The organism is Brevibacillus nigriterrae, assembly GCF_049846925.1.
Classification (GTDB): Bacteria; Bacillota; Bacilli; order Brevibacillales; family Brevibacillaceae; genus Brevibacillus_H.
Genome location: NZ_JBNCMT010000001.1, coordinates 1 through 25,266, shown reverse-complemented (window position 1 = coordinate 25,266; position 25,266 = coordinate 1). Strand labels below are relative to the sequence as shown.

Here is a 25,266-nt window from a genome sequence, read left to right as displayed (position 1 = left end):
TTAGGAAAAGCTTGGCAATCAACTGCCAAGCTTTTTTTGTTTTACAAATATTTACAGGCTCCCCATTATCGTGCCGATCCCCCGTGTTGCTGAAGCAGCCAATCATGGGCAACCAGAGCTACTTCCAGACACAGCCGATGTTCAGGCTGGAGGTAGGTATCTCCGATGCATTCACTAATTTTGCCCAGCCGATGGTATAACGTCTGACGATGAATAAACAGCTCATCGGCAGCTTCCTGCTTGGAACCGTGATGCGCCAACAACACTCGCAAGGTATGCAGCAATTGGCTGTTATAGTTCTTGTCGTGTGTAAGCAGGGGACCCAAATAATCGTCGATAAACGATTCAAGTACGAAGCCATCCTGAATGGTTAAAAGAAGTCGATGAATCCCTAAGTCATCGTAAAAAGGGCTCATAAACGTATGCTGGTTCTCCAGTATGTTCTCAGCTTCACGGAAATAGCGTTTTGCTTCTACATAACGAGACGAAGGACGGCTAACACCAAAAGATATTTCTACATCCTGACCCAGAGTTCGCTTTGTACTGTTTTCCAGCTCCTTCAGGATTTTTTCCACCTGTTTGCGGAGCGCAGGGGCTGGTTTTGCTTCAATTAAAAAGAGAAAGAGTCGGTTGCCCTTGCTTCGCATCAACACGCGAAATCCGTTGCCGGCCATGATCGAACGGAATATCCCAAACAAATCATAAAAAGGAATTCCTCGCTCATCTTCGTACGACAAGCTGGATGCCTGCAAATTCATAATGACGGCGACAAAGCGAGGTGTTCCTTGTTTACTTTTGATCCCCAGCATGGAACGAATATAATCTTCATCGGTATAGCGTTCCTGTAACAAATCGTCAATCAGCCGGCTTTGTTCATCAAATGCCCGTTCTTCGGCGAACATCCTCCGTAGAAAAATTTGCGCCATGGCTGTTGCCGTATAGTCGGCTGTCAGTTGCAACAGATCATTGGATTCCTTCTCATATAAAACAATTCCTAGGAAACCCAGTACATGGCCCATCGCTGTAATCGGTTGATACAAGATTTGCTTTTTTTCTGCAATCGGTGCGATCCCGCTTTGTTCCTCTGAGATGGCGCCACTTTGTCGAAGCGATGAAAAAAGCTCAATCAGTTCGTTTTGAACGGTTTGCGGCATGGAAGGGACAAAGAGTGAAGGGCCGTCCAAGCTCATGAAAAATACCTGTGTCTGCACTTCACTCTGCAAATGCTGCAACAATTTCGGAATTCCTTGGCCTTGCAAGGTTACTTTTTGTATGTCTCGAGAGTATGATTCCAGTTTGCGCAATGCGAACATATGCTGATTAATCAATGCTTCATGTAATTCGAGTGTCAGATCGACGAATCGGACAGGTTGGTGAAAAACGATCAATGGGAACCCCAAGTGATCGGCAAGCTCGATCATATCACCGGGCATCATCGGGAAGTGGTTGCCGAGTTCGATACAAAGCCCGACCGCTTTACGTGAGATCAGGTCCTGCAGGTAGGTAAGACGTTTTTGTGTATCCTCACCAAATCCAACCCCAGTTGATAATATCAGCTCTCCACCATTCAAAAAATTCACGAAATCAGGCCGCTCCAAGATGTGCACCCACCGAATGGGGCGATTGATCCCACGTGAACCAGCCACGAGTTGTGCGTGTTGGAACAACGGTCTCTTCAATATATCGACAACGGTTAGGTCGTAGTCTGTCTGCATATACATTCGTCCTTTTTATTTGACATTATGTACAAATCTTCAAATAGAGGAATCGACATTCCGTCTAATGAATGATGGCAAAATCTTCTGATAAAATAAGGGAAAGTCCAGTTGAAAAGGAGTTGATTTCATTTTATGACTACGATAGGAAACAGGCTTAAGAATTACATAGGAGGAAAGTGGGTAGCCTCGCAAACAGACATTTATGATGAGATACCGAATCCGGCAACAGGAGAAATCTTGTCCCATGTTCCCCTTTCAACAAAAGATGATGTAGCTCTCGCTGTCCAATCTGCTCAGGAAGCCTTCACCTCATGGAGTGCGACACCTGTGGTAGATCGGGCACGCATCCTGTTTAAATTCCAACAACTGCTGATAGAAAATCAAGATGAACTAGCGAAGATGATCACTTTGGAAAACGGTAAAAATACCGCTGAAGCACAGGCAGAAGTTCTGCGATCCATCGAAATGGTGGAATTTGCTTGTGGAATGCCAACCTTGCTCATGGGCGATTCGCTTCCTAATATTGCAAAAGGCATTGATTGCCACACCGTTCGCCTTCCACTGGGAGTAGTTGCAGGTATCGTTCCATTTAACTTTCCATTAATGGTTCCAATGTGGATGTTCCCGATCGCCATCGCAGCCGGAAATACGTTTGTACTGAAACCTTCAGAGCGAACACCTTTATCGACCGTACGAGTTGTTGAACTGCTGAAACAAGCAGGACTCCCAGATGGGGTAATCAACGTCGTCAACGGTGCACATGATGTGGTCAATGGCTTATTGGAACATCCTGATGTGAAGGCGATTTCTTTTGTTGGATCACAACCGGTTGCAGAATATATCTACAAGACCGCATCTGCTAATGGCAAACGAGTTCAGGCATTGGCAGGAGCCAAAAATCATCACCTCATCATGGCCGACACTGACCTGAAGCGAGCAGCAAAAACCGTCATCAGTTCTGCCTTTGGTTGTGCAGGTGAACGCTGTATGGCAGCGTCTGTTGCTGTTGTCGTAGAAGATGCGGCAGACGAATTCGTCGCTCACCTTGTAGAAGAATCCAATGCACTTCGCATGGGCAATGGTTTGGAACCAGGCATTGATCTTGGCCCAGTTATTCGCTCGTCCCATCTGGAAAAAGTCCACTCCTATATCGAACGGGGTGTGGAAGAAGGGGCAGCACTTGTCCGAGATGGTCGTGAAGATGCAAAAGAGTGTGATGCTGGATTTTTCCTCGGTGCAACAATACTCGATCATACCAAACCGGAAATGATCGTGGTGAGAGACGAAATTTTTGCTCCTGTATTAAGCGTAGTACGTGTCCGGGACTTTGAGGAAGGACTGGAGACGATCAGCAAATCCCGCTACGGCAATGGAGCTTGTATCTATACCAACAGTGGACGATTGGGACGTGAATTCTCTATGCGAGTCGAAGCAGGCATGGTTGGCGTCAACGTAGGTGTTCCAGCACCAATGGGCTTCTTCGCATTTAGCGGCTGGAAACAATCCTTCTATGGTGATTTGCATGCGAACGGCAAAGATGGTGTAGAGTTCTTCACAAAGAAAAAGACAATCACTTCTCGTTGGTTCGATGACGGTGATTTCAGTATTGGTTCTCAAAAAGTTTTTGTTAAATAAATAGTAGCATTTTTCGGATAAGTCGTAAAAGCGGAGGAGATAAGATGGAAAAAGAACAGCTTCTCGAAAAAGACAGAGCCCATATGTGGCACCACATGTCACCCTACAATCCAAATCCAATGATTGTGACTGGTGGGGAGGGCTCTTGGGTTACGGATATCGATGGCAACCGTTACCTGGATGGCATGTCAGGGTTGTGGTGTGTGAATGTGGGCTATGGTCGTCAAGAATTAGCGGAGGCTGCCTATGAACAACTGAAGGCAATGGCCTATTTCCCGCTTACTCAAAGTCACGTGCCTGCAATTGAACTATCCGAAAAAGTGAGTGAGTGGCTGGGAGGAGACTACCGGGTTTTCTTCTCCAACAGCGGTTCGGAAGCAAACGAGGTAGCATTCAAGGTAGCACGACAATACCATCATCAGAACGGTGAACCCGGACGATACAAGTTTATCTCGAGACATCGTGCGTACCACGGCAACACGATGGGTGCCCTTGCTGCGACTGGTCAATCCATTCGCAAAACGAAATACGAGCCATTGGCACCAGGCTTTCTGCATGTGTCGCCGCCTTATTGCTACCGATGTCCATTCGGCAAGTCCTATGGAAGCTGTAATCTGGAATGTGCCCAGGTGTATGATGAAGTGATTAACTGGGAAGGGCCGCAAAGCGTTGCTGCCGTCATCATGGAGCCAACCATTACCGGTGGAGGGGTAATTGTTCCGCCACCTGAATACATGCCAAAAGTGCGGGAAATCTGTGATAAATATGGAGTTCTAATGATCGTGGATGAAGTCATCTGTGGATTTGGACGTTCGGGTCGCAAGTTTGGTCATCAGAACTTCGGTGTAAAGCCCGATATTGTGACCATGGCAAAAGGAATTACCAGTGCGTATCTCCCGCTGTCCGCTACAGCGGTACGGGCAGAGATTGCCGACCTCTTTAATGAAAAAGGGACCGACATCCATTTCCGCCATGTGAATACATTCGGTGGCAGCCCGGCATCCTGTGCGCTTGCCTTGAAAAACATGTCGATCCTCGAGGAAGAAGGCTTAATTGAGCGAGCAGAACAACTGGGAACGGAATTACGCCAGAAGCTGTCGGCGATTGAAGATTATCCCCATGTTGGAGATATCAGAAGTTTCGGCTTCCTTGCGGGAATTGAGCTGGTTGAGAATCGCCAAACAAAGGAACCCGCATCTCCTGACAAGCTTTTGAAAGTTATTGTTGAGAGCAAAAAGCGGGGACTGATCATCGGGCGAAACGGGGATACTGTCCCTGGATACAATAATATATTGACCCTTTCTCCACCGTTCTCTACAACGAGTGAAGATATTGACTTCATTATTCGAGTGCTGCAAGAAGCACTGGCAACATTACACGAATAACATTTCCAACCCCTATTCCGAATGGTCAGGAATAGGGGATTTTTTTCATTTGGCTGAGAAAGGGATTTACATAAATATTTAGAATTATATAACAATACAATAATATCCAGAAGATATGTTAGGGGGAGCAGTGAAAATGACGTTAAAAGGCAGACCTTGGATCAAGTACTTTGAAGGCTTTGTCAATGAAAATGTACCGATTCCACCGATCTCTTTGCCTCAAGTATTGCAAAATGCAGCCATTCACTTTGGAGATGACACGTCTATCACATTCTATCAGAAGAAGTGGTCCTTCAAGCAGGTGTATGGCATTAGCGAACATTTTGCTGGCAGTTTGTATCAGGCCGGGTTCCGTCAAGGAGATCGTCTTGCCATCATGCTCCCTAATACTCCCCATTATATCTTTTCGTTCTTCGGGGGACTGCGGCTAGGCGGTATTATAACTCAGGTTAATCCGATGTACGTCGAGCGTGAACTGGAGTATATTCTGCAAGACTCTGGTGCTGAGTATATGGTCGTTTACGATGCATTCTACCAACGAGTCAAAAATATCCAGCATCTGACACCACTCAAAAAAATTATTGTGGTAAGTCTGGGGCCATCCAATGTTCGGATTGAAGAAGGCGACGAGCTTTTTGATTCATTTATGAAAGCGCATTCATCCCCTGCACCAGAGGTTCATATTGAACCAGAAGAGGATACGGCTGTGTTGCAATACACGGGTGGAACCACAGGCTTATCCAAGGGTGTCATGCTGACTCATACGAATATCGTTGCCAACATGGAACAAATCTTCGAGTTTATGCTAAAAAACATGAACGATCGCCCAGCCAATATGAAAGTATTAAATATTGCGCCGATGTTTCATATTTTGGGCTTATCCTGCATCACACTGTTAAGCTACAGGGCAGGCTGCAATCAAATCATCCTGCCTCGCTTTGATATTCCCGAGGTGCTAGAGACCATTAAGCGGGAGCAACCATTCCAGTTTTCCGGGGTGCCGACCATGTTCATTGCACTGAACAGCGTTCCCAATTTGGAAGAGCACGGGCTTGATTCCATCCGTTATTACAATTCTGGTGGAGCCGCAATGCCATTGGAACAACTCTACATGCTTGAAAATCGAACAGGTCGCAACCTCAATGAGGGATACGGCTTGTCGGAAGCGGCGCCGGTTACACACTTTAACCCGATTCATTTGGAACGTAAAGCGGGGAGTATCGGGCTTCCTTTACCACGTACGGATGCAAAAGTGGTCAGCCTGGCCGATGGGGAAGAAGTTCCTTACGGTGAAGTAGGAGAGTTGATTATCAAAGGCCCACAAGTCATGAAGGGGTATTGGAACAAGCCGGAAGATACGGCTGCCGTCATCAAAGATGGCTGGCTGTATACGGGGGATTTGGCGAAGATGACAGAAGACGGCTACTTCTATATTGTCGATCGCAAAAAGGATATGATCATCGCAAGCGGATTCAATGTTTACCCACGGGAAGTAGAAGAAGTGATCTATCAGCATCCGGCTGTTCAGGAGGTTGTTGTCATCGGTATTCCTGACGAATATCGTGGAGAAACAGTAAAAGCCTACATTGCTCCTCGGGCAGGTTCACAAGTGACTGAGGATGAGATTATCAGCTATTGCAAACAGCAATTGGCTGCTTACAAGGTACCGCGCTTTGTTGAATTCAGACAGCAATTGCCAAAGTCAGCGGTTGGAAAGCTTTTGAAACGAACCTTCCGTGATGAAGAACTAAAGAAGCTGAATCAGCAAGTAACTGAATAATGGCAAAAGGGGGCATCTTACCGTGAGATGCTCCTTTTTTCACTACTTGAGCTGTACGAGCAATTTGCTAACGTCCCATAATATCTGAGACAATGTTACAGGATAAGAATCGCAAGACAACGAAAGGAGCTTTAAACGATGATCACTCTGCATCAACAACCAGTCGTAAAGGCTGAAATGCTGATTAGAAAACCGGCTGAAGAAGTGTTTACAGCTTTTATTGACCCAGCCATTACAACAAAATTTTGGTTCACCAAAAGCAGCGGACGATTAGAGGCAGGAAGGCATGTCCGGTGGGATTGGGAGATGTACGGAGTCTGGGATAATGTGTTTGTAAAAGACATCGAGCAAAACAAACGAATCCTGGTTGAATCGTCCGACGGCACCCAGGTCGAGTGGATTTTTACACCACGAACAGATAACGAAACCTTTGTCACGATTACGAACTCAGGTTTTTCTGGTAGTGGAGATGAAATCGTAAATCAAGCCATTGACTCGATGGGTGGGTACACGATGGTGCTCTGTGGGCTAAAGGCGTACCTTGAGCATGGGATTGTCTTACGTCTTGTGGCGGATAAAGCACCCGACGCCCACATCACATCGAAATAGCTACGATTAATCCAGCCCTTCTATTTTCACTGTATCAACGAGGACTGCTGTTCCCGTTATACATACTTCCAATTGGTTATTTTTTTTGTAACATCAACAAAAACTTGCCCATCTCGATCAATTTCTTGCCCCTGTTCTACAGTTCCCGAGAAGGGTGATGAGAAATGTCTTCCATGCATTTGAGCATTCGGATCATAGGTCTCCAAGCAAAATGGGTGCACAGATGCTTTGGGCATAGAGCCTAGTACAGATGGGAACAACGCATTGTCTGGTTTCTTCCTTTGGAAGCTGTCCAGCTTCTTCGCAGGAATCAGGAAATACGTTGACCTTTTGCACCCCAAAACACTCCTTTTACTGAAAAATGCAATTTCCCATTATAGTAGCAGATTAATTCATGTATGATGGGAGAAAATCTCATTTTTTGTGGAGGTTAACGTGAACACTTTTCCTGTACTCGAAACCAACCGATTCATCTTGAGGCAATTGCGAGAGGAAGATTCCTATAACCTGTTCTCTTACTTTTCCAAAGATGAAGTTACGAAATATTACGATTTGGAAAGCTTTTCGGAGGTTAGTCAAGCAACGGATTTGATTCATACCTGGAATAGTCGTTTCCAACAACAGCAAGGCATTCGTTGGGGTATCACGTGGAAAGAAGAAGACCGGGTCATCGGAACCTGTGGATTCCATAATTGGGCAAAGGAGCATTATAAAGCTGAAATCGGCTACGAATTGCACCCCGAGTTTTGGCAAAAGGGCATCATGACAGAAGTGATAACCTATATTTTATCCTACGGTTTTCAAGAACTAGGTTTGAATCGAATCGAAGCATTTATCGATCCCGCTAATATCAGTTCCAAAAAACTGCTAGAAAAGGTCGGACTTCGTGAAGAAGGATTATTGAGAGAGTGTTTTTACGAGAAAAATCGGTTTGTTGATGCGCTTCTATTTGCAATCGTAAAGAGAGATTACAACGAATCTCAATAGATTTTGATATAATGGTTTATGGCAAAGCTTACATAAAGAGTTCCACAATGATAGGAGTGAGTTGGAAATGGAAAAAATCATGTTTATTGAAATTGGCATGGGAATTGACTTGCATGGACAAAACGTGACAAAAGCAGCAGTAAGAGCAGTTCAGAACGCCATCCATCACAATTCCATGCCTGGATTACGCTCTGTTCTGCCTAATAACGATATTAACCAAATGAAAGTAAATGTGAGACTGGCAGTACCAACTGATAAGGAAAAGCTGGATTTAGCTGTTGTGCGAGCGGAGTTGCCTTATGGAGAGGTTTCTTTTGAAGTCATCGATGGCGGAATGCTTACATCAAGCGGAGTTGTTCTGGCAGATAAAGAGGATGTTAATGATCTTGCCTACGTGGTAATTGCTTCGGTTGAAGTTGGCTACTAGTGTGAAATAGAGATAGCATACAGCTTGGAATGGTAGAGTAGAGGAGATTTTTACGTGAAAAAAACGAAAGCACTAGTTATGACGTCAGTCTCTGTCGAACAGGAAGCTGTGTTACGTGGTCTACGTGGCTCAGATCGGTTCGACGTAAAATTGGCAGGTGTCGGTCCGGCAGCAGCTGCTGCAAGTACAGCGACCGCACTGGCAAAAGGCGATTATCATCTGGTTGTAAACATGGGAATTGGCGGCGGCTTTGTCGGTCAGGCAGAAGTGGGGTCACTTGTCGTGGCAAGTGAGATTATTGCTGCTGATTTGGGTGCCCAGACATCTGAGGGATTTTGCAGTCTGGACGAGCTTGGTTTTGGAACGACGAGATTTTCAGTAGACGCCAATCTGGTGTCACGGATTTCTGAAGCACTGGTATCGGCTGGCTTATCAGTGAAGACAGGGCCAGTCCTGACAGTATCCACGGTGACAGGAACGGCTGAGACGGCTGCTGAATTGGTAGCAAGAATCCCCGGTGCTTCGATTGAATCGATGGAAGGGTACGGAGTTGCTACCGCTGCCCATTTTCATAACGTGCCTGTTTTGGAAATTCGTGCGGTTTCGAATCCAGTCGGACCAAGAGACAGGGCGGCATGGCGCATACCAGAAGCGTTACAACAATTAGAATTGGCAAGCCGAGTACTATTGGAGGTCCTATCATGAGAATTGCTTTTTCACCTTGTCCCAACGATACCTTCGTATTTCATGCATGGGTTCACGGGTTGGTTCCCGCTGCACCTGAACTGGATGTCACTTATGCTGATATCGATATAACGAACAGCCTTGCAACCAGACCAGATGGCCCGGATGTACTGAAGATTTCATATGCTGCCCTCCCGTGGGTGCTGTCAGAGTATGCACTATTGCCTTGTGGGGGTGCTTTGGGCAGAGGGTGTGGCCCATTGGTATTATCGAATGCGTCTTTGAGTGGAATTCAAGACCCGACCGCACTGTCTGGCAAGCGGGTTGCTGTGCCTAGTGAACGGTCTACCGCTTATTTGCTGTTCCGGTTATGGGCTGCCCAAAACGTACCAGGGGGAGTCGGAGAAGTGGTCATCATGCCATTTCACGAAATCATGCCTGCCGTAAGAGATGGCAAGATCGATGCGGGATTGGTTATCCATGAAGCACGCTTCACATATCCTTCCTATGGGCTCAGTCTTTTGGCTGACATGGGCAGTTGGTGGGAGCAAGACACAAAACTTCCCATCCCGTTGGGTGCCATCATTGTCCGTCGTTCCTTGGATCGGGAAGCCATTGCCCGCTGGATCCGCTCTTCCGTCGAACATGCTTGGGCAAATCCTCAGGAATCACAAGAATACGTACTAAGCCATGCACAGGAAATGTCACCAGAAGTTGCAAAAGCACATATTGACTTGTATGTGAACAAGTTTACGGCTGACTTGGGAGAAGATGGATACTCTGCGGTTACCGCACTTCTCAGTCGGGCGATGAAGGAAGGATTAGTTCCGGAATTTGATTTGGCGCTTTTACGTAAATAGAACATCATGTGCATTATTTCTTCCAAAGACTCCTGCGAAGTTGCCGTTTTTCGGTGACCGTATGAGTCTTTGCTTTTTACAAGTCGTTTGAAAATGAAAGGAATCTTACAAATTATGCTTGAATTCGGCACAGTCTCTATTGAATGGAAAACAATAATTATTCAATTGTTACTTTTGATAATCCCATTCTTAATTATTCTGCTATCTTTAATAGGGCTGGTAAAAACAATCAGAGCAAAACATCATAGCCATTCAGACAAACTCTTAGAGCTCGAGCGGCGAATTGAACAACTGGAGAAAAAGTTGGAGTAGAACGTTAGCTTTCATCCTGCTCCTCCCGATAGGCCCGAATCCCCCTGATAAACATCTCGAGAATCACATCATGCTGCGTCTTGCTTTGGACATGTTTGCGAATTTCCTCCAACTCTGCTACAAGCTCGGAGTCGAGGTGGAGGTTAATCGTTTTGCCTCTGGTGCGGGGATGGATCTCGTAGTGAGATTCCGTTTTGTTGACGAGACCATTGATGATTGCTTCGGTTGGCAACAAGCTTTTATCGGGAATAAAAAGACAGGCTGATTCTAGCACAAGCTGGGAAGCATCTTCTGAAAAAAAGACCGATAAAGGTTGTTGCTGTTGTTTATGATATTTGCGTATTTGACGGGCAATCTTTTGATTGTCAGGCGTATTGGGAAAAAGTATGGATACCGTTGTCATGCGTCCTCCTCAACAAGCTCAAGATCGACTTCCCGAACAGCATGGATCAGTTCCCCCGTGCTCTCTTCTTGGATCGTGTACTCGAACTGATCCTTGTGTAAGTGGACAGAAATAATGACGGCTGGTATCTTCTTCCCATCATTTAACCTTGTGTATTTGACCTGATCGATTATCTCGAAACGGGGAAAGATGTAATTATTTGATGCAAGGAACGCATAAACTGCTGACCTCGGGAAAAGAAATCGCTTGTTCCCTTGTTTTTTCACCAGTAAGGGGAAGTATTCCCGCTCATCGATTTTCTCCCCTAGTAACCCCTCATCAGCCCACCGTTTGATAGCTGTCATATTCTTGGTTATCCCCTGATAGCTTGCAACAAGCTCAATAATTTCTCGTGAAGACATATACGTTTTTCGCAGCTCAAGCTGTTTGAGGTAATTCTTATATTGTTCTTCGAGCTGTGCAAGTTCCTGTGTATCCTGCATGATTTGTCTGCGCAACTGGCTGATTCGTTCCACCCACTTCATCCGCAACAAATCCTTTCCGACCGCTTATACTACCAAAGTATGTGAAGATGAAATCAAACATGAAGGATTTCTCCAAATGATTTCAGCAAAAACTACATGAAATTTGAAATCAAAAATCATAAAACACGGATGCCCTTCATTTGTTAATAGAAACAGGTGTTATTCCTGCCTATTGTGAGGGGGTACAGCCATGACCTTGAATCAAGGTGCGTTTATACCAGGAGAAGAGTTACGCAAGAATTTTAGTGAAGTGGTACCAGCACTGAGGCCGAAAGATGCAGTGGATGAAGCGAATCGCTGCTTGTACTGTTACGATGCACCCTGTATTAAAGCATGTCCGACAGGAATTAATATTCCGTCTTTTATTCAGAAAATTGCGACAGGCAACCTGCTAGGCTCTGCTCGAACGATTATGGAAGCCAATCCAGTGGGTGCAAGCTGTGCTCGGGTATGTCCAACTGAAGAATTGTGTGAGGGCGCCTGTGTCCTAAATCATGCTTCAAAACCCATCATGATCGGTCTTTTGCAGCGGCATGCAACGGACTGGGCGATTCGCGCGAAAGCGAATCTGTTTCATGCATCAGAACCGAATGGTCGAAAAGTAGCAATCGTAGGTGGCGGACCTGCTGGGCTATCCGCAGCGAGGGAACTTGCCCGATTGGGTTATCAGGTGGAGGTCTTCGAGGCGAAGGAAAAAGCAGGAGGACTGGGTACGTATGGGATTGTCTCTTTCCGTCTTCCGCAGGAAATCGCTCTGTGGGAAGTAGAGCAGGTAGAATCCCTAGGCGTGACATTCCATTACAACACAAAGATCGGTGTAGATATTCAACCAAACGAGCTGTTGGAGCAGTATGACTCTGTTCTGTTGGCGGTTGGCATGGGCGCCGTTCCACAACTGGGAATCGAGGGTGAGGAATTCGATGGTGTGTTGGATGCGATCAATTTGGTAGAAGACACAAAAACGAAAACGCTTACAAATCAGATGATCGGCAAAAAGGTAGCGGTGATCGGAGCAGGTAATACAGCGATCGATGCAGCCACCTGTTCGAGGCGACTGGGAGCAGATCTCGTACAAATTTTGTACCGCCGTACACAGAAAGAGATGACAGCTTATGAGTTTGAGTACGAATTTGCAAAACAGGACGGGGTGGAATTTCGTTGGTTGGTAGCGCCTGTACGAATACTTGGCAAGGACGGTAAAGTGACGGGACTCGAACTGATTCGCATGGAGTTGGGAGAGCCGGATGCCAAAGGACGGAGAAGGCCCGTTCCTATCCCGGGAAGCGAATACCAAATTGAAGTGGACTACGTTGTGAAGGCGATTGGGCAAAAACGTCGTCTGGGGCTGATAGATGCCTTCGAACTCCAGCATACGAACGGAGTAGTCACAGTTGATGACCACTTCCAAACAACAAGAGACGGTGTGTACGCAGCAGGAGATTTTGTTTTTGGTGGAGGCAAAACAGACGCAATGGTCGTTGATGCAGCACAGCAGGGCAAGAAGGCAGCCTATGCTATTCACGAACGCTTCGCAACGAAATTATAAAGATTTTACCCGACCAACGGAATAGAGGAGGACTGAACATGGCTGATCTTCGTATCAATTTGGCAGGTATTGAGTCACCCAATCCTTTTTGGCTGGCTTCCGCACCACCGACGAATTCCGGTTATCAGGTACAGAGAGCATTTGATGCAGGATGGGGAGGTGCGGTGTGGAAGACGCTTGGCGATCCCATTATCAACGTAACATCACGTTTCGCTGCATTTCATCGGGGAAATCAGCGTGTACTTGGGTTTAACAATATTGAGCTAATAACGGATCGACCACTCGAAGAAAATCTCAAGGAAATCTACGAGACCAAGAAAATGTTTCCCAAGCACACGTTAATTGCATCACTCATGGTAGAACCCAAGCAGGAAAAGTGGCATGAGATCGTCAAACAGGTGGAAGCTGTCGGGGTAGACGGACTTGAATTGAATTTTGGCTGTCCGCACGGGATGGCAGAACGGGGCATGGGTTCTGCTGTCGGTCAACAACCCGATTTAGTCAGACAGCAGACGGAATGGGTTAAAGAAGTAGCCCAGACGCCTGTCATCGTCAAGCTTACTCCCAATATCACTGACATCCGTTTCACAGCCCGAGCAGCAAGGGCAGGGGGTGCCGATGCAGTTAGTATGATTAATACCATCAACAGTTTAATGGGTGTCGATCTGGAAAGATGGCTGCCGATCCCCCATGTAGATGGAAAGGGTGCCCATGGTGGCTATTGTGGTCCGGCAGTCAAGCCTATTGCGTTAAACATGGTGGCAGAATGTGCGAGAGACCCATTAGTGGGTATCCCGATCTCTGGTATTGGGGGCATCTCCACCTGGCAGGATGCTGTTGAATTCATGCTAATGGGTGCGTCAGGAGTACAAGTTTGCACTGCTGCGATGCACCATGGCTTCCGCATTGTAGAAGATATGATCGACGGCTTGAATAACTACCTGGATCAGCGGGGAATTGCTTCAGCCATGGATTTGGTTGGCAAGGCCGTGAACACCTACTCCGACTGGGGCAATCTCAATTTGAATTACAAGATTGTCGCACGCATTCATGAAGAAACCTGTATTAACTGCAATAAATGCCATATCGCCTGTGAAGATACGTCGCACCAATGTATTGATATCGTAAAGGATGACATTACTGGTCGTGAACGTTTGGTCGTTCGTGAAGAAGATTGTGTTGGCTGTAATCTCTGTTCTATCGTCTGTCCTGTAGAGGGGACAATCGAAATGATTGAGATTCCGTCAAACGAACTGCCGCTTAGTTGGAACCAGCGTCAAGCCGCTCTTGCAGCAGGGGGAGGAAGCAATAACTCGGAGTCATGTTAATCGCAGAACACGAATAAATTGAGAATAGAAAGCTTGTACTTGTACTAACGACAAAAGCGGGTGATGGAAAATGTACAAAGTAATACGTGGTGGTACAGTTGTTACGGCCTCAGACACGTTTTTTGCTGATGTTGCCATTCACAATGAAACGATTGTGGCGATTGGTCAAGACTTGGAGTTTGAAGGTGCGGAAATCATTGATGCAACCGGCTGTTATGTATTTCCTGGGGGAATTGATCCGCATACCCATCTAGACATGCCGTTCGGCGGAACCGTTACCGCAGATGATTTCGAATCAGGGACCAAAGCGGCAGCTTTTGGGGGAACCACTTCAATCATTGATTTTTGCTTGACATCCAAGGGTCAATCTCTGCAGCAAGCGATTGCTATCTGGCATGAAAAGGCGAATGGAAAAGCGGTCATTGACTACGGTTTCCACCTGATGGTTGCCGAAGCGAATGAACAAGTGCTGCATGATTTGGAAGAAGTAGTACGAGAAGAAGGAATTACCTCATTGAAGGTTTTCATGGCTTATAAAAATGTGTTTCAGGCAGATGACGAAACACTGTTCAAAACATTAATCCGTGCCAAGGAATTGGGAGCACTCGTACAGGTACATGCCGAAAACGGAGATGTCATCGATTACCTGACAAAAAATGCCTTGGCACAGGGTAATACAGACCCGATTTACCATGCACTCACGAGACCGCCCGAAGCAGAAGGGGAAGCGACAGGACGTGCAGCCGCACTCGCTGCTCTGGCCGATTCACAACTGTATGTCGTACACGTCTCCTGTGCAGATGCGGTAGCCCGCATTGCGGAAGCTCGAGAAAAAGGCTGGAATGTGTACGGGGAAACCTGCCCGCAATACTTGGCTTTGGACGTAAGCTATCTGGAAAAACCATATTTTGAAGGAGCAAAATACGTCTGGTCACCGCCGCTGCGTGAAAAATGGAATCAGGAAGTGCTTTGGAACGCACTGAAAAGCGGCATTCTTCAAACCATTGGTTCCGATCAATGCTCATTTAACTTCGAAGGTCAAAAAGATCTGGGCAAAGGAGATTTCACGAAGATTCCCAATGGCGGACCGATTATTGAAGATCGCTTCAGCATTGTCTATTCCGAAGGTGTTCATAAAGGCAGAATCAGCTTAAATCAATTCGTTGATATCATCTCCACGAAAGTGGCTAAACTGTTTGGCCTCTATCCGAAAAAAGGAACAATTGCGGTAGGAACGGACGCCGACATTGTCATTTTCAACCCTAATGGTACAAGAACGATCTCGCAGGCAACACATCATATGAACGTAGACTACAATCCATTTGAGGGAATTGAAGTTCATGGACGAGTAAGAGATGTATTTTCCCGTGGCTCCTATGTCATCAAGGATGAGCAATTCGTAGGTCAGACTGGTGCTGGCCAGTATGTCAAACGGGCGAAATTTGCCAGACCATAATTACATGAACGATTGAATATGAAAGGAAGTATGCCACGTGCCGAATAAAGTGAAGATTGGTTTGATTCAGGCAAAGCACGATGTCCATGGTGATGAACCCGTCTCGGTGCATAAGGAAAAAGCAATTGAAAAACACATACAACTCGTTCGAGAAGCTGCAGCCAAAGGCGCACAGATTATCTGCTTGCAGGAAATCTTCTATGGCCCTTATTTTTGTACGGAGCAGAAAACCAAGTGGTACGAATCAGCTGAAGAAGTACCGAATGGACCAACTACACGATTATTCCAGGACTTGGCCCGTGAGCTTGGTACGGTCATCGTCCTCCCTGTGTATGAACTGGCAGGAATCGGTATTTACTACAATACTGCAGCAGTAATTGACGCAGACGGAACCTATCTGGGCAAATACCGCAAACAGCACATTCCGCATGTAGCAGCAGGTGATCCAGAGAAGGGGTGCGGGTTCTGGGAAAAATACTACTTTAAACCAGGCAATCTCGGTTACCCCGTATTTGATACCGCTTTTGCAAAGGTCGGAGTCTATATTTGTTATGATCGTCATTTCCCAGAAGGAGCCCGCTTACTTGGTCTGAACGGTGCAGAAATTATTTTTAACCCATCGGCAACAGTTGCTGGCCTGTCTGAATATCTGTGGAAGTTGGAACAACCTGCCCATGCAGTGGCAAACGGTTACTATGTCGGAGCGATCAATCGTGTGGGCTATGAAGCACCCTGGAATATGGGAGAATTCTATGGACAATCTTACCTTGTCGATCCCCGTGGTCAATTCGTAGCTGTAGCGTCAAGAGATCAGGATGAAGTCATCGTCGCTGAAATGGACAAAAACTTGATCCATGAGGTACGTGACCAATGGCAATTCTACCGTGATCGCCGTCCAGAAACCTATGACAATATGGTGCGTTTGCTTCCATAAGTAAAGCAGGAGAAGAAAAGAAAACAGGTAGCAGGTATCAATCACCCGCTGCCTTGTTTTCTTTTTACAATAGATCGAATTAGTCACAAAATAGGGGAAGAAGGGATTCATCATGATCGTTACGGCATACAGGGGAATTGAATATCAGGAAGCTGTGGAGGTAGTCGAGCGCCAGCAATACAAGAGAGACGAGCGTCGCAGCTTTGTTGGCGGACTTGGGGCCAAGGCTGTTTTTGGGTCAGGTGTGTATCTGGTGAGCAATCCGCAAGTGGCTGCAGACTATGCATTTTGTCATGCGGAGATGTCTTGGGGGCAAGCAGCAATTCTCGAACAACAGCTTCGCTTATCACGCCCTCGAATCCTTCATCACGCTTTTGGTGAAAACGAACTTCGGGACGAAGCGATTCACTGGAAATACTCACGGGAAGAAATGGTGACCGTCGCATCGATTCTTCGCCCAAAGGATTGGTTGCGGTGGTCTGGTGAACAAATCAGAGAATACTTGCTGGAGCGGGGATTTGATGGAATTGTCTACCATATCCAGCAAGATTTAACCTACTATGTCAGTTATGAGCCGGCTAAGCAACTGCAGGATATACGGCTTGTCAGTTCGTTTTGTGTGCCTTCTGAATAAATGACTTACTAACACTTCCTAATTTAGAAATGATATACTAACGGGAATAGGGGTAATTTTCTGAAAGATTACTGTAAGGATCAGGAGCGTATAAGTCATGTTACGTGCACTCTTTTTACCAGCTATCAAACTATTTAATCGCTTTAAATACATACAATTGATTACCTTGCTGGGAAGTATCTTGACCATTCCTGCTATGGTTGCATTTTCATTTTATCTTGCTCACGTTCAAAACGAAATTGTTGAAGCAAAGAAAGGGATCATCGGGATTGGTTATAATCAGTTGTTACAAGAATACCTGGAAGATTTGCAGCAATATCGGGCCATGTCGGTTACTTATCTGAGCGGAGATCGATCATTTGGACACAAATTACAGGAAAAGAAAGCCGATATTATCCAGGATATCATGCAAATTGATCACTACGATCAACGGTTTGGCAATCAATTGCAAACAACGGCCAAGTGGCAAGAAATAAAATACAGATGGTATGATCTTCAGTCAATCGATAAGAGTGAGGATCCTTATCAAAATTACCTATCGCTCACCGACTATTACCATGATGTCCTTGAGTATATGACGTTTCTTGGAGATGCATCAGGGCTTTCACTAGACTCTGAATATGTCAGTTTTTATCTGGTAAACGGAATAATTAAAACGGTGCCTGAACTGTCCGAAACATTGGGGCAAATTAGAGCGATCGGATTAATTACCAATAAAGACTCGAATCATCAACTTAGTTATCAACTCATCTCCATGCAATCCCTCTTGCGATCAAAACTGAATGACTTGGAACATGAAGTAAAAATCATTGATCGTAACCTTACCAGTAAACATCTGAGCATTATTACAAAACATCAACTGTTGCAAGAGAAAAGTAAAAACATAATCGATAAAATTGATCAGCATATCAACTTCCTCAGTCGCTGGGAGTATTACCAGCTTCTAACGGATACTATTGAAGTCTGTTTTTCGCTGTATGACAGTGAAACTACCATGCTTCAGGAGATTTACTCTGATCGGGTTGAAAAGTTGATGGATCAATGGTATTTCCTAATTGGTATTTCTGTTTTTATCCTCGTGTTTACTATGTACGGGTTTATTGCTTTTTACCTGTCGGTGACTGAGACAGTACGCAATATAAAAAGCAAATCACTTGCCATTGTGAGCGGAAATCTGCCAATGACAACATCTCTTTCAATGAAAGAAGACTTGCTTGATATTGGGAATACATTTAACCAGATCACTCGTAATATGCATCAACAAAAAATTAGCGTCATGGGCCAGATGGCCGCAGGAATGGCTCATGAGATTCGTAATCCGCTTACATCGATCCACGGTTTCACCCAGTTTATGAAAAAAGGGATCGAAGAAGGGAGCATGGAGCCGGAGACTTTCCTGCAATATCTCAATATTTGTCAGGAAGAAATCAAGGCGATTGAGAATTTGGTAGCGAATTTCTTGATTTTGGCTCGGAAAAATGAAGAGGCAACTATTGAAATCCGGCCCGTTCATTTGCAGACGGTACTTAATCGGGTCCATGAATTGTCCAAGCATTTTGTGATTGAAAAAGACGTCTTCCTCACATTCCGTTACGACGACGAAAACTCTTGGGTCAATGGGGTAGGTACACATATCGAACAAATCGCCTTGAATCTCGTAAAAAATGCCATTGATGCTGTTCCAGCAGGTGGAAAGGTTTCGCTGCGTACGAGTATCGATCAACGGTTGGATCAGGCGATCATCTCGATTCAGGACAACGGCTCGGGTATTCCTGCAGAGCGAATGAAACATTTATTCGAACCCTTTTATACTACAAAAGAAAAAGGAACCGGAATTGGCTTATCCGTTTGCAAAAAGCTTCTCGACGAAATGGATGGCAATATAACGATTTATTCCGAGGAAGGATTTGGCACAACGGTTACGTTCCGACTTTTGCTCACATCACCAGAGTAAAAAAACGCAGGATGCCTCTTGAGAGGTATCTTGCGTTTTTTGTAATGAATGAAACATCCAGCCGCCTTAGTATGTTTCTCCCTCATCACCGATCACTTTTGCTGAAAGAATAGTAGCAATTTCCTTCATTTTATTTACAACATTCTCGTCATCACCAGCACCTGAAACACTGATGCGACCTCTGCTATATCGAAATGGAACTTCAATTCCTTCTTCTTCATAATTCCAAAGGGCAAAACCACCATGAATAGATATCTTACTTCCAGATGGTGGAGTAACACTAATTTCATTGCCTGCATGAAATTGTGGGTCTGTAATGATATATTGATTCCACTCTTGTTCTGTAATGGGATCCTTTTCACTTTCAAACCAAAACGAAGCTCGTGTTATATGTAGATCGTAGCTCAAAATACCCCTCCTAAAGAATAACTGATTTGTTATATAACTATTCTAACATATTGCAATTAGGGGTATTTTAGGTGAATTTAACAAAAATCAGTAATTAGTGTTAATGGAAGAGCCTACAATGGTGGCTGAGTGTGCTTATATCGGGGAGCACTTTTACAGTCTTTCGAAAGACGTGTCATGATTTCACCCCATGGAGCTTTGCCGATAACTGTAAATCCTAATTTTTCATAAAGGCTGGCAGCAGATCGATTGTCTGGGTGATAGGCTACCATAATATCTGTGGTATCAGGTTTTGATTTTATTCTTTCGATAACCTGTCTCATAGTCTCTGCCCCGTAACCGTTTCCTTGGTTATTTGCAGCAATCATAAGTCTATATATCCAGTATTGTGAATCATCAGGATCTTTACCGTACATCACAAATCCAACCATTATTTGATCCTTGTAAACGGCAAGTGTTTCGAAATTCGGTAAAAATTTTGACTGTGCTAGGGAATATAGATTTGAGGCGATAAATTGTTTTTGATCTTCACGGGGCTCTAACTCAATACATTCTTCCCAGTTTTCAGAAGTTACTTCCTTTAGGGTAAGGGTCACAACAGTGTCTCCTTTACTATTTTTAGGAGAATTATACCACGAAGTCTACTACCGAGAACGAACTTGAGCCTAACTGAATGCTCAGTAATAGGGCACCAAACAATTGTGATCACAAAAACCGTGAGATCCACCGAAATGACGGCAACGTTGGTAACACTCTTCATCCAATCGTACTCTTGGTTGTATATACGGGAGACATAACGTTTCACAATCTTCATTAGGAGGACTTACACGTCTACACTCAATCAAACATTCGTCAAAGTTATTAGGAGGTTGACGAAATTCAACCAAGTGACCATTTACTTTCTTGAATCGCTTAGACTTAGATTTTTTCTTTTTCAAGTGAAATCACCTCCGTATTACGATCTATGATAGTGTATTAACAGCATTTCTCTTTGACTGAGCAAGTGTTCTCATGTACCGAAAATGGACGTAAAAACAAGAGGTGAATCAAAATGTATTTTTCTCCATTATTTGAAAACGATGTACCAGTAGCACTTTTACGCCCTTAGTGTAGTAACGACTTATTCCATACTGATAGCCCTAATTGTGTTGACCCCTTTTGTACTGCCGCGATTACACGCAATTAACATCTCTCAACTGACGAAGAGAACATAGGTGTAACGTTTTGGATTGGTTCCATCTTAATTCTCATTGGCGTTTTATTGGTTATGAAAGAGAAAAAATAGAATTCAAAAACCCCTTCATTTAGAGGATGAAGGGGTTTTAGTTATAAAAAGCTTGCTCTACTAATCTCTAACCTAGATACGTTTGAGTTCTTTATGCAAGACGCGATGGCTTGGATTAAGCTCGTCCGCTAAAGTAATACCGAACACGCTAACCAAGACTTTATCCAGATCAGAATCACCGTTACTTACTCTAATTTGAACTTCAAATTGAGGAAGTGAACTAACAGAGACTTCTACAAATTCAGAAGAGTTTGATGGAACCGTGACTGTTTCTGAAAAGGTGCGAGTTTTTGTGCCGTTAAGTCTAAAAACTCTAACCCTTGCTGTGATCGTGCTGCTGCTATTGTTTAATATTTTTACTCTAACCCTCTGAGAATTGTTAGTGACGAAATTCTCAAGCGGACCGGTGGAAAAATCTCTTGTGGCCAATTGTTATTCCTCCTTTCAAACGGTTCCTACAGTAGATGACAGATAGAACGTTTTTGAAAGGGACAAAATAATTGGTTCAGTTACATCATTTTATATAATTTTTCAATGTGGGGACGACGCTTACCGCAATGGTAATTGAAAAAACTCCCTACTAAGTAGGGAGCGAGTATTCAAATACTCACTTTTTTTAGCAACTACTATCAGTCCAATGAATATCATGCCGATGTTTCATCATCTCAGCATAATGCACAAACTTATTTTCGTGATAAAAGTGCTTTTTGTAATAGTAGATATGTTTCTGTGGATCTTTGTGTTCGTAAAAACTTGCTAGCATTTGATACTCTGAGGCTTTCTTAAAGTGATATTCCATTTTATCCTTATACACTCGGTACACCTCCTAGAGATCATTCTCCGCATCATATGCAAGCATTAGTCATCACGAAATGGACAATTGTCTGGATGGAGACAAAGTAGTTACAAAACAAACGATAATTGTAAAACAAGGGGTGAAATCAGTAGCGAGATACAACTTATTTGGTGTCACAGTGGATCAAAGACGGATCAGATAAAAAATGAAAAAACACCACCGTAGGCAGTGTTTTTGGAAAAATTTAGACATGTGCGGGTTCAGGGGTCAATAAATGAAGTGGTGGTGGTACTAACCAACCTTTTTCTTTATTAATGCGTAACAACCTTGCTCCAAGTTGAACTTTTGTCATATGGAATTGACTAAACATCATACTTATGTCCTCGCGAACACATTGACCAATAACTTGGCTACAAGCCACTAGTCCAACTGAAATGTCTCTGGATACTCCAGCAGCAATTTCAGGATCATTAAATCTTGCACCAACTGGGATGCTTTCTAAGGATGCAGTAGGACGTTCTGGAGGGGAGGGAGGCAACCCAACACCGTTTACTTTCAGTAAGCTTTCAACTTGCTCAATTTCTTGTTTCATAGAGCCAGTCAGATCTTCCAAAAATCTTCGTAGGTCATGATCGCCAGTATGATTAATAAATGTTTGAAATCCAACTAACAATCCTTTGGTTGATGAAAGGTAACTCCAAGTACTAAAGACTTCTCCGTAATGCATTGGTTCGTTCTGAGGATTACCACTTAGTATTCCCATAAATGTCCTCCCACTTTTTATTAGAGTTCTAAAATCCATTTGGGTTCTCCTAACTCACTTTTAATGAATTAACCCAAGAATTAGGTTTTACCGGGAGTTTGAAATTTATTATGGGATTCCTTAAACGGTAGTTCCGGACGCTCCAAATGCAAAATCAGAAAAAATTGTTCTGACAAAAAAGAAAAGCATCTCAAAAGTCGAGATACTTTTTTAGGCTCTGGGATGAAAGCCAGTAAATATTATGGCTTCTTACCAGACAAATCATCCATCAAAAAGTAGTCCATTTGGTGGAAGTGGGATACTGGGAGTGAACCAGTAAGGATATTTTGTGCTTTTAATACTTGGATATTCAATACACACGATTAGTTAAATAGAAATGCAATCTATCTCTTTATCAAGTATGTATTGTGATTTCTTATGTGTAAAACCAATCCGGGTGTAGAAATGAACGGCATCTGATCTCGTTTGGTTCGTCCGTACTCTAATTTTTGTGAACCCTGAATTTGCAGCCCATTGTTCGCAAGTTTTAACTAACTGTTTCCCAATGCCTTCTCCTCGATTTGCACTATCGATGACAAGACCACAAATCTCCACAAATGGGGAGGATTCGATTAATAAACGTACATTGGCATGTATCCAACCTACCAATTTTTGATTGGATTCAGCGACGTAAACAACATGATCTGTGCGGCTAGAGATCAATTGAAATCTTTCAACAATTTGAGAGGGTTCTACTGGATAGCCCAGTTGACTTGAAAGTCTGGAAATTTCAATGGAATCGCTAATTAACGCTTTTCTGATAAGAATGAGAATTCACCGCCTTGACCGAAATAATCAAATAAGATGATAACATAGAGGTAGAAATAACAATGGACATCTAACAAATATGTTGTATGTATGGCACAATTCTTTTTCGCAGAGAGAGCTTTTTACTCAGTTAGATTTTTTACACTCTGCTCATGTTCTCGAAGCTGAGCGTCCATGGAACAAGGGATGCGATCTAGTGGAAAATTCATTTTCACATCAACTAGTTTTAATAAACGCTCATTTCCGCAATAAGGGCAACAATGAATAGAAAATTTACCCTTTACCCATGCAGACAGACCATGAATAACTTTCGTTTTTGTATGCAAATCACAATTTGAACAATACATTCTCATATGAATCAGTCCAATTGTTATAAGATTTATTATCAGGATATTACTAAGAAATGGAATTGATTGCAACAGTAATTGTTGTGGCACTTCTCATCACCGTAAATATTTTACAACATTTATAAATCATTTACCCATCACAGAAAAAAATCCCCACTTTAGGGGGACGTCAAGAAATCATTGTTATATTGTAGGTGACAGTACAGCTTCAAATGAATCCAAAATTTCTAGGAAACGAGAGGCTTCTCTAAAGACGTGATCTGCCAGGAGTGGGGGGATAATGCTCTTTATTCGACACGCTTCAATCAGATCACGTGCAGTTTTCTTGAAGTCGCGTAATTGTCGCACCGAGATACGATTTTGATCGACAAACTGATCGAGAAGAGGTTGAGTTTGAGATTGGGGACTCATTGAGTCGAGATCGATTGCCTGGAATAAAAGTTGATCAAAATCATGGCTAAATTCTCTTGCTTGCTCTGTGAGTTTTCTCTCCGATGGATCTAGTAGATGGTTAATAAACTTTGCGTGGTCGGCCATTATTCTCAGAAAGAAGACGTTCTCATTTATAACAGCATCCGGCAATGAATCGAGGGTTCCTGTGTTTAATTGTTCAAGTCGTTTCATGAAATAGGCTGCCTCTCTGCTCACATGATCGACCAACAACGGAAAGTTGTTACCGCCAATTTGGCAATGGATGATTAGACCCAGTACTTTCCGTTTAAACGCCCAAATGTGGCAAACGGCTTTGTAAACAATGTTGTTAAATTCGAAAATTACTTGTGGATCTACATCAGGTGAAAAAGAGAGTGCTTGATTTTCAATATCTTCAAAAATGCTGTAAAACTGATTAGCTTCATTGATTAGTGTTTTATCCTCACAATTAAACCCTAGTCTTAAGAAAAGAGAATGTTCCTTCATGATGCGTGACCAAAAGCGAATCTCGTCTAATGACCTATTAACAAACGGGTCTGCCATATAGAGAACCTCCAGTATGCAATGTATTAGCCTCTGTAGTCATGAACATGATGTATATCTATGTGTTTACCCATATTGTTGAAATGGGCTTTTGCCCATAAATTACGAAAGGAATAAGCCCATTTCTAATTATTTGCAAGAAGGACGTCACTTGAAAGTGAAAGCGGCTGTATAAAATTAAGGGAAATTTCGAGAAGAGTCGAGGTGGATTGAGGGAGTAGGCGGATGAACAAATCATGGTGCGAGGCACAATATCGAGTCATGTAATTATCGGCCAGATACTTTGCCTTAGACAATCCTGCTTCTAGTAAGAAAGAACAAAAACCCCACCTCTACGGCGTAAGCCAAGGTGGAGGGAGTGTTCATGAAAAAAAGTACTTACAACCGATCATATATAGAACATAAATGATAAATGCGGCTACTACAGCATAAGAAGGCTTGTACCATTTTGTCAGTATAAAAATACAGCTAATTAAAATCACTGCCCCAAAAGCGCCAAAAATAGCATTTTTCTGTGTGATTCGAAAGTCTGCAATACTCATATTTTGCATTTGCAAGTTAATATTGATCAACGTCATGATGGGCAGTAAAGTCACAACACCAGACAAAAATAAGTATTTCGATTTGCTTAGAAGCGAGGCGCATACCAAAATTGTTCCACCTATAATAAACTGTAAAATATAACCCACTATAATCCCACCTTACCTGA

At 43.8% G+C, this 25,266-nt stretch carries 25 protein-coding genes and 1 pseudogene; 15 read left to right on the top strand and 11 right to left on the bottom strand.

The window, feature by feature from the left end; all coding sequences use genetic code 11:
• Window positions 1–65 precede the first annotated feature (65 nt).
• The gene (locus tag ACPW7N_RS00130) at window positions 66–1,715 is read right to left on the bottom strand and encodes a PucR family transcriptional regulator (protein ID WP_425648954.1); all 1,650 of its coding nucleotides are present in this window, start codon (window positions 1,713–1,715) and stop codon (window positions 66–68) included.
• A 135-nt stretch (window positions 1,716–1,850) separates the two neighbouring features.
• Here ACPW7N_RS00130 and ACPW7N_RS00125 point away from each other — a divergent pair, with 135 nt between their 5' ends.
• The 4 genes from ACPW7N_RS00125 (at window position 1,851) to ACPW7N_RS00110 (ending at window position 7,127) form a co-directional block, all read left to right on the top strand.
• Window positions 1,851–3,353 carry a CoA-acylating methylmalonate-semialdehyde dehydrogenase gene (locus ACPW7N_RS00125; RefSeq protein ID WP_425648953.1) on the top strand — a complete coding sequence of 501 codons (1,503 nt, stop codon included), beginning with the start codon at window positions 1,851–1,853 and terminating at the stop codon, window positions 3,351–3,353.
• Window positions 3,354–3,397: 44 nt separating this feature from the next.
• Window positions 3,398–4,738 (top strand): aspartate aminotransferase family protein, encoded by a 1,341-nt coding sequence (locus ACPW7N_RS00120; protein ID WP_425648952.1) that lies wholly within the window; start codon window positions 3,398–3,400, stop codon window positions 4,736–4,738.
• Between the two features lie 136 nt (window positions 4,739–4,874).
• Window positions 4,875–6,518 (top strand): long-chain-fatty-acid--CoA ligase, encoded by a 1,644-nt coding sequence (locus ACPW7N_RS00115; protein ID WP_425649261.1) that lies wholly within the window; start codon window positions 4,875–4,877, stop codon window positions 6,516–6,518.
• A gap of 138 nt (window positions 6,519–6,656) precedes the next feature.
• Window positions 6,657–7,127 (top strand): SRPBCC family protein, encoded by a 471-nt coding sequence (locus tag ACPW7N_RS00110; protein WP_425648951.1) that lies wholly within the window; start codon window positions 6,657–6,659, stop codon window positions 7,125–7,127.
• 56 nt (window positions 7,128–7,183) lie between these two features.
• On the opposite strand, the gene ACPW7N_RS00105 is transcribed toward ACPW7N_RS00110, so the two are convergent.
• Window positions 7,184–7,468 carry a hypothetical protein gene (locus tag ACPW7N_RS00105; protein ID WP_425648950.1) on the bottom strand — a complete coding sequence of 95 codons (285 nt, stop codon included), beginning with the start codon at window positions 7,466–7,468 and terminating at the stop codon, window positions 7,184–7,186.
• Between the two features lie 94 nt (window positions 7,469–7,562).
• On the opposite strand from ACPW7N_RS00105, the gene ACPW7N_RS00100 reads away from it, so the two are divergent.
• The 4 genes from ACPW7N_RS00100 to ACPW7N_RS00085 all read left to right on the top strand — a co-directional run bounded on the left by ACPW7N_RS00100 (window position 7,563) and on the right by ACPW7N_RS00085 (window position 10,085).
• On the top strand, window positions 7,563–8,114 hold the full coding sequence (locus ACPW7N_RS00100) for a GNAT family N-acetyltransferase (protein ID WP_425648949.1): 552 nt from the start codon (window positions 7,563–7,565) through the stop codon (window positions 8,112–8,114).
• A 67-nt stretch (window positions 8,115–8,181) separates the two neighbouring features.
• Window positions 8,182–8,541 (top strand): Lin0512 family protein, encoded by a 360-nt coding sequence (locus tag ACPW7N_RS00095; RefSeq protein WP_425648948.1) that lies wholly within the window; start codon window positions 8,182–8,184, stop codon window positions 8,539–8,541.
• Between the two features lie 54 nt (window positions 8,542–8,595).
• Window positions 8,596–9,246, top strand: coding sequence for a futalosine hydrolase (locus ACPW7N_RS00090; protein ID WP_425648947.1), 651 nt, complete (start codon window positions 8,596–8,598; stop codon window positions 9,244–9,246).
• Window positions 9,243–10,085, top strand: coding sequence for a 1,4-dihydroxy-6-naphtoate synthase (locus ACPW7N_RS00085; protein ID WP_425648946.1), 843 nt, complete (start codon window positions 9,243–9,245; stop codon window positions 10,083–10,085). Before ACPW7N_RS00090 ends, ACPW7N_RS00085 begins: the two co-directional genes overlap by 4 nt.
• A 316-nt stretch (window positions 10,086–10,401) precedes the next feature.
• Here the strand turns inward: ACPW7N_RS00085 and ACPW7N_RS00080 are convergent, their stop codons facing one another.
• Both ACPW7N_RS00080 and ACPW7N_RS00075 read right to left on the bottom strand, forming a co-directional pair.
• On the bottom strand, window positions 10,402–10,800 hold the full coding sequence (locus ACPW7N_RS00080) for a hypothetical protein (protein WP_425648945.1): 399 nt from the start codon (window positions 10,798–10,800) through the stop codon (window positions 10,402–10,404).
• On the bottom strand, window positions 10,797–11,324 hold the full coding sequence (locus tag ACPW7N_RS00075) for a hypothetical protein (protein WP_425648944.1): 528 nt from the start codon (window positions 11,322–11,324) through the stop codon (window positions 10,797–10,799). Before ACPW7N_RS00075 ends, ACPW7N_RS00080 begins: the two co-directional genes overlap by 4 nt.
• A gap of 190 nt (window positions 11,325–11,514) precedes the next feature.
• Between ACPW7N_RS00075 and ACPW7N_RS00070 the strand changes: the two genes are divergently transcribed.
• The 6 genes from ACPW7N_RS00070 to ACPW7N_RS00045 all read left to right on the top strand — a co-directional run bounded on the left by ACPW7N_RS00070 (window position 11,515) and on the right by ACPW7N_RS00045 (window position 19,176).
• Window positions 11,515–12,870 carry an NAD(P)-dependent oxidoreductase gene (locus ACPW7N_RS00070; RefSeq protein WP_425648943.1) on the top strand — a complete coding sequence of 452 codons (1,356 nt, stop codon included), beginning with the start codon at window positions 11,515–11,517 and terminating at the stop codon, window positions 12,868–12,870.
• Between the two features lie 38 nt (window positions 12,871–12,908).
• Window positions 12,909–14,198: an NAD-dependent dihydropyrimidine dehydrogenase subunit PreA gene (gene preA, locus ACPW7N_RS00065; protein WP_425648942.1), complete on the top strand. Its 1,290-nt coding sequence runs from the start codon at window positions 12,909–12,911 to the stop codon at window positions 14,196–14,198.
• Between the two features lie 70 nt (window positions 14,199–14,268).
• Window positions 14,269–15,654 (top strand): dihydropyrimidinase, encoded by a 1,386-nt coding sequence (gene hydA, locus ACPW7N_RS00060; protein WP_425648941.1) that lies wholly within the window; start codon window positions 14,269–14,271, stop codon window positions 15,652–15,654.
• 37 nt (window positions 15,655–15,691) lie between these two features.
• A complete protein-coding gene (locus ACPW7N_RS00055; RefSeq protein WP_425648940.1) occupies window positions 15,692–16,588 on the top strand; it encodes a nitrilase-related carbon-nitrogen hydrolase in 897 nt (298 codons plus the stop codon).
• Between the two features lie 112 nt (window positions 16,589–16,700).
• Window positions 16,701–17,222, top strand: coding sequence for a hypothetical protein (locus tag ACPW7N_RS00050; protein WP_425648939.1), 522 nt, complete (start codon window positions 16,701–16,703; stop codon window positions 17,220–17,222).
• Window positions 17,223–17,319: 97 nt separating this feature from the next.
• Window positions 17,320–19,176 (top strand): sensor histidine kinase, encoded by a 1,857-nt coding sequence (locus ACPW7N_RS00045; protein ID WP_425648938.1) that lies wholly within the window; start codon window positions 17,320–17,322, stop codon window positions 19,174–19,176.
• Window positions 19,177–19,242: 66 nt separating this feature from the next.
• On the opposite strand, the gene ACPW7N_RS00040 is transcribed toward ACPW7N_RS00045, so the two are convergent.
• Both ACPW7N_RS00040 and ACPW7N_RS00035 read right to left on the bottom strand, forming a co-directional pair.
• Complete coding sequence (locus ACPW7N_RS00040; RefSeq protein WP_425648937.1) at window positions 19,243–19,584, bottom strand: hypothetical protein; 342 nt, start codon at window positions 19,582–19,584, stop codon at window positions 19,243–19,245.
• Window positions 19,585–19,697: 113 nt separating this feature from the next.
• Window positions 19,698–20,180, bottom strand: a complete 483-nt coding sequence (locus tag ACPW7N_RS00035) for a GNAT family N-acetyltransferase (RefSeq protein WP_425648936.1) — start codon at window positions 20,178–20,180, stop codon at window positions 19,698–19,700.
• A 501-nt stretch (window positions 20,181–20,681) separates the two neighbouring features.
• Between ACPW7N_RS00035 and ACPW7N_RS00030 the strand changes: the two are divergent.
• Window positions 20,682–20,869 (top strand): annotated as a pseudogene (locus ACPW7N_RS00030) (EamA family transporter); the annotation flags it as partial.
• Between the two features lie 72 nt (window positions 20,870–20,941).
• Here ACPW7N_RS00030 and ACPW7N_RS00025 read toward each other — a convergent pair.
• From ACPW7N_RS00025 to ACPW7N_RS00005, 5 genes are all read right to left on the bottom strand, one after another.
• On the bottom strand, window positions 20,942–21,298 hold the full coding sequence (locus ACPW7N_RS00025; protein ID WP_425648935.1) for an ATPase: 357 nt from the start codon (window positions 21,296–21,298) through the stop codon (window positions 20,942–20,944).
• A gap of 611 nt (window positions 21,299–21,909) precedes the next feature.
• On the bottom strand, window positions 21,910–22,428 hold the full coding sequence (locus tag ACPW7N_RS00020) for a DUF3231 family protein (RefSeq protein WP_425649260.1): 519 nt from the start codon (window positions 22,426–22,428) through the stop codon (window positions 21,910–21,912).
• A gap of 366 nt (window positions 22,429–22,794) precedes the next feature.
• Window positions 22,795–23,148 carry a GNAT family N-acetyltransferase gene (locus ACPW7N_RS00015; protein ID WP_425649259.1) on the bottom strand — a complete coding sequence of 118 codons (354 nt, stop codon included), beginning with the start codon at window positions 23,146–23,148 and terminating at the stop codon, window positions 22,795–22,797.
• Between the two features lie 617 nt (window positions 23,149–23,765).
• The gene (locus tag ACPW7N_RS00010; protein WP_425648934.1) at window positions 23,766–24,557 is read right to left on the bottom strand and encodes a DUF2935 domain-containing protein; all 792 of its coding nucleotides are present in this window, start codon (window positions 24,555–24,557) and stop codon (window positions 23,766–23,768) included.
• A gap of 362 nt (window positions 24,558–24,919) precedes the next feature.
• A complete protein-coding gene (locus ACPW7N_RS00005; RefSeq protein ID WP_425648933.1) occupies window positions 24,920–25,246 on the bottom strand; it encodes a GlpM family protein in 327 nt (108 codons plus the stop codon).
• Window positions 25,247–25,266: the final 20 nt, after the last annotated feature.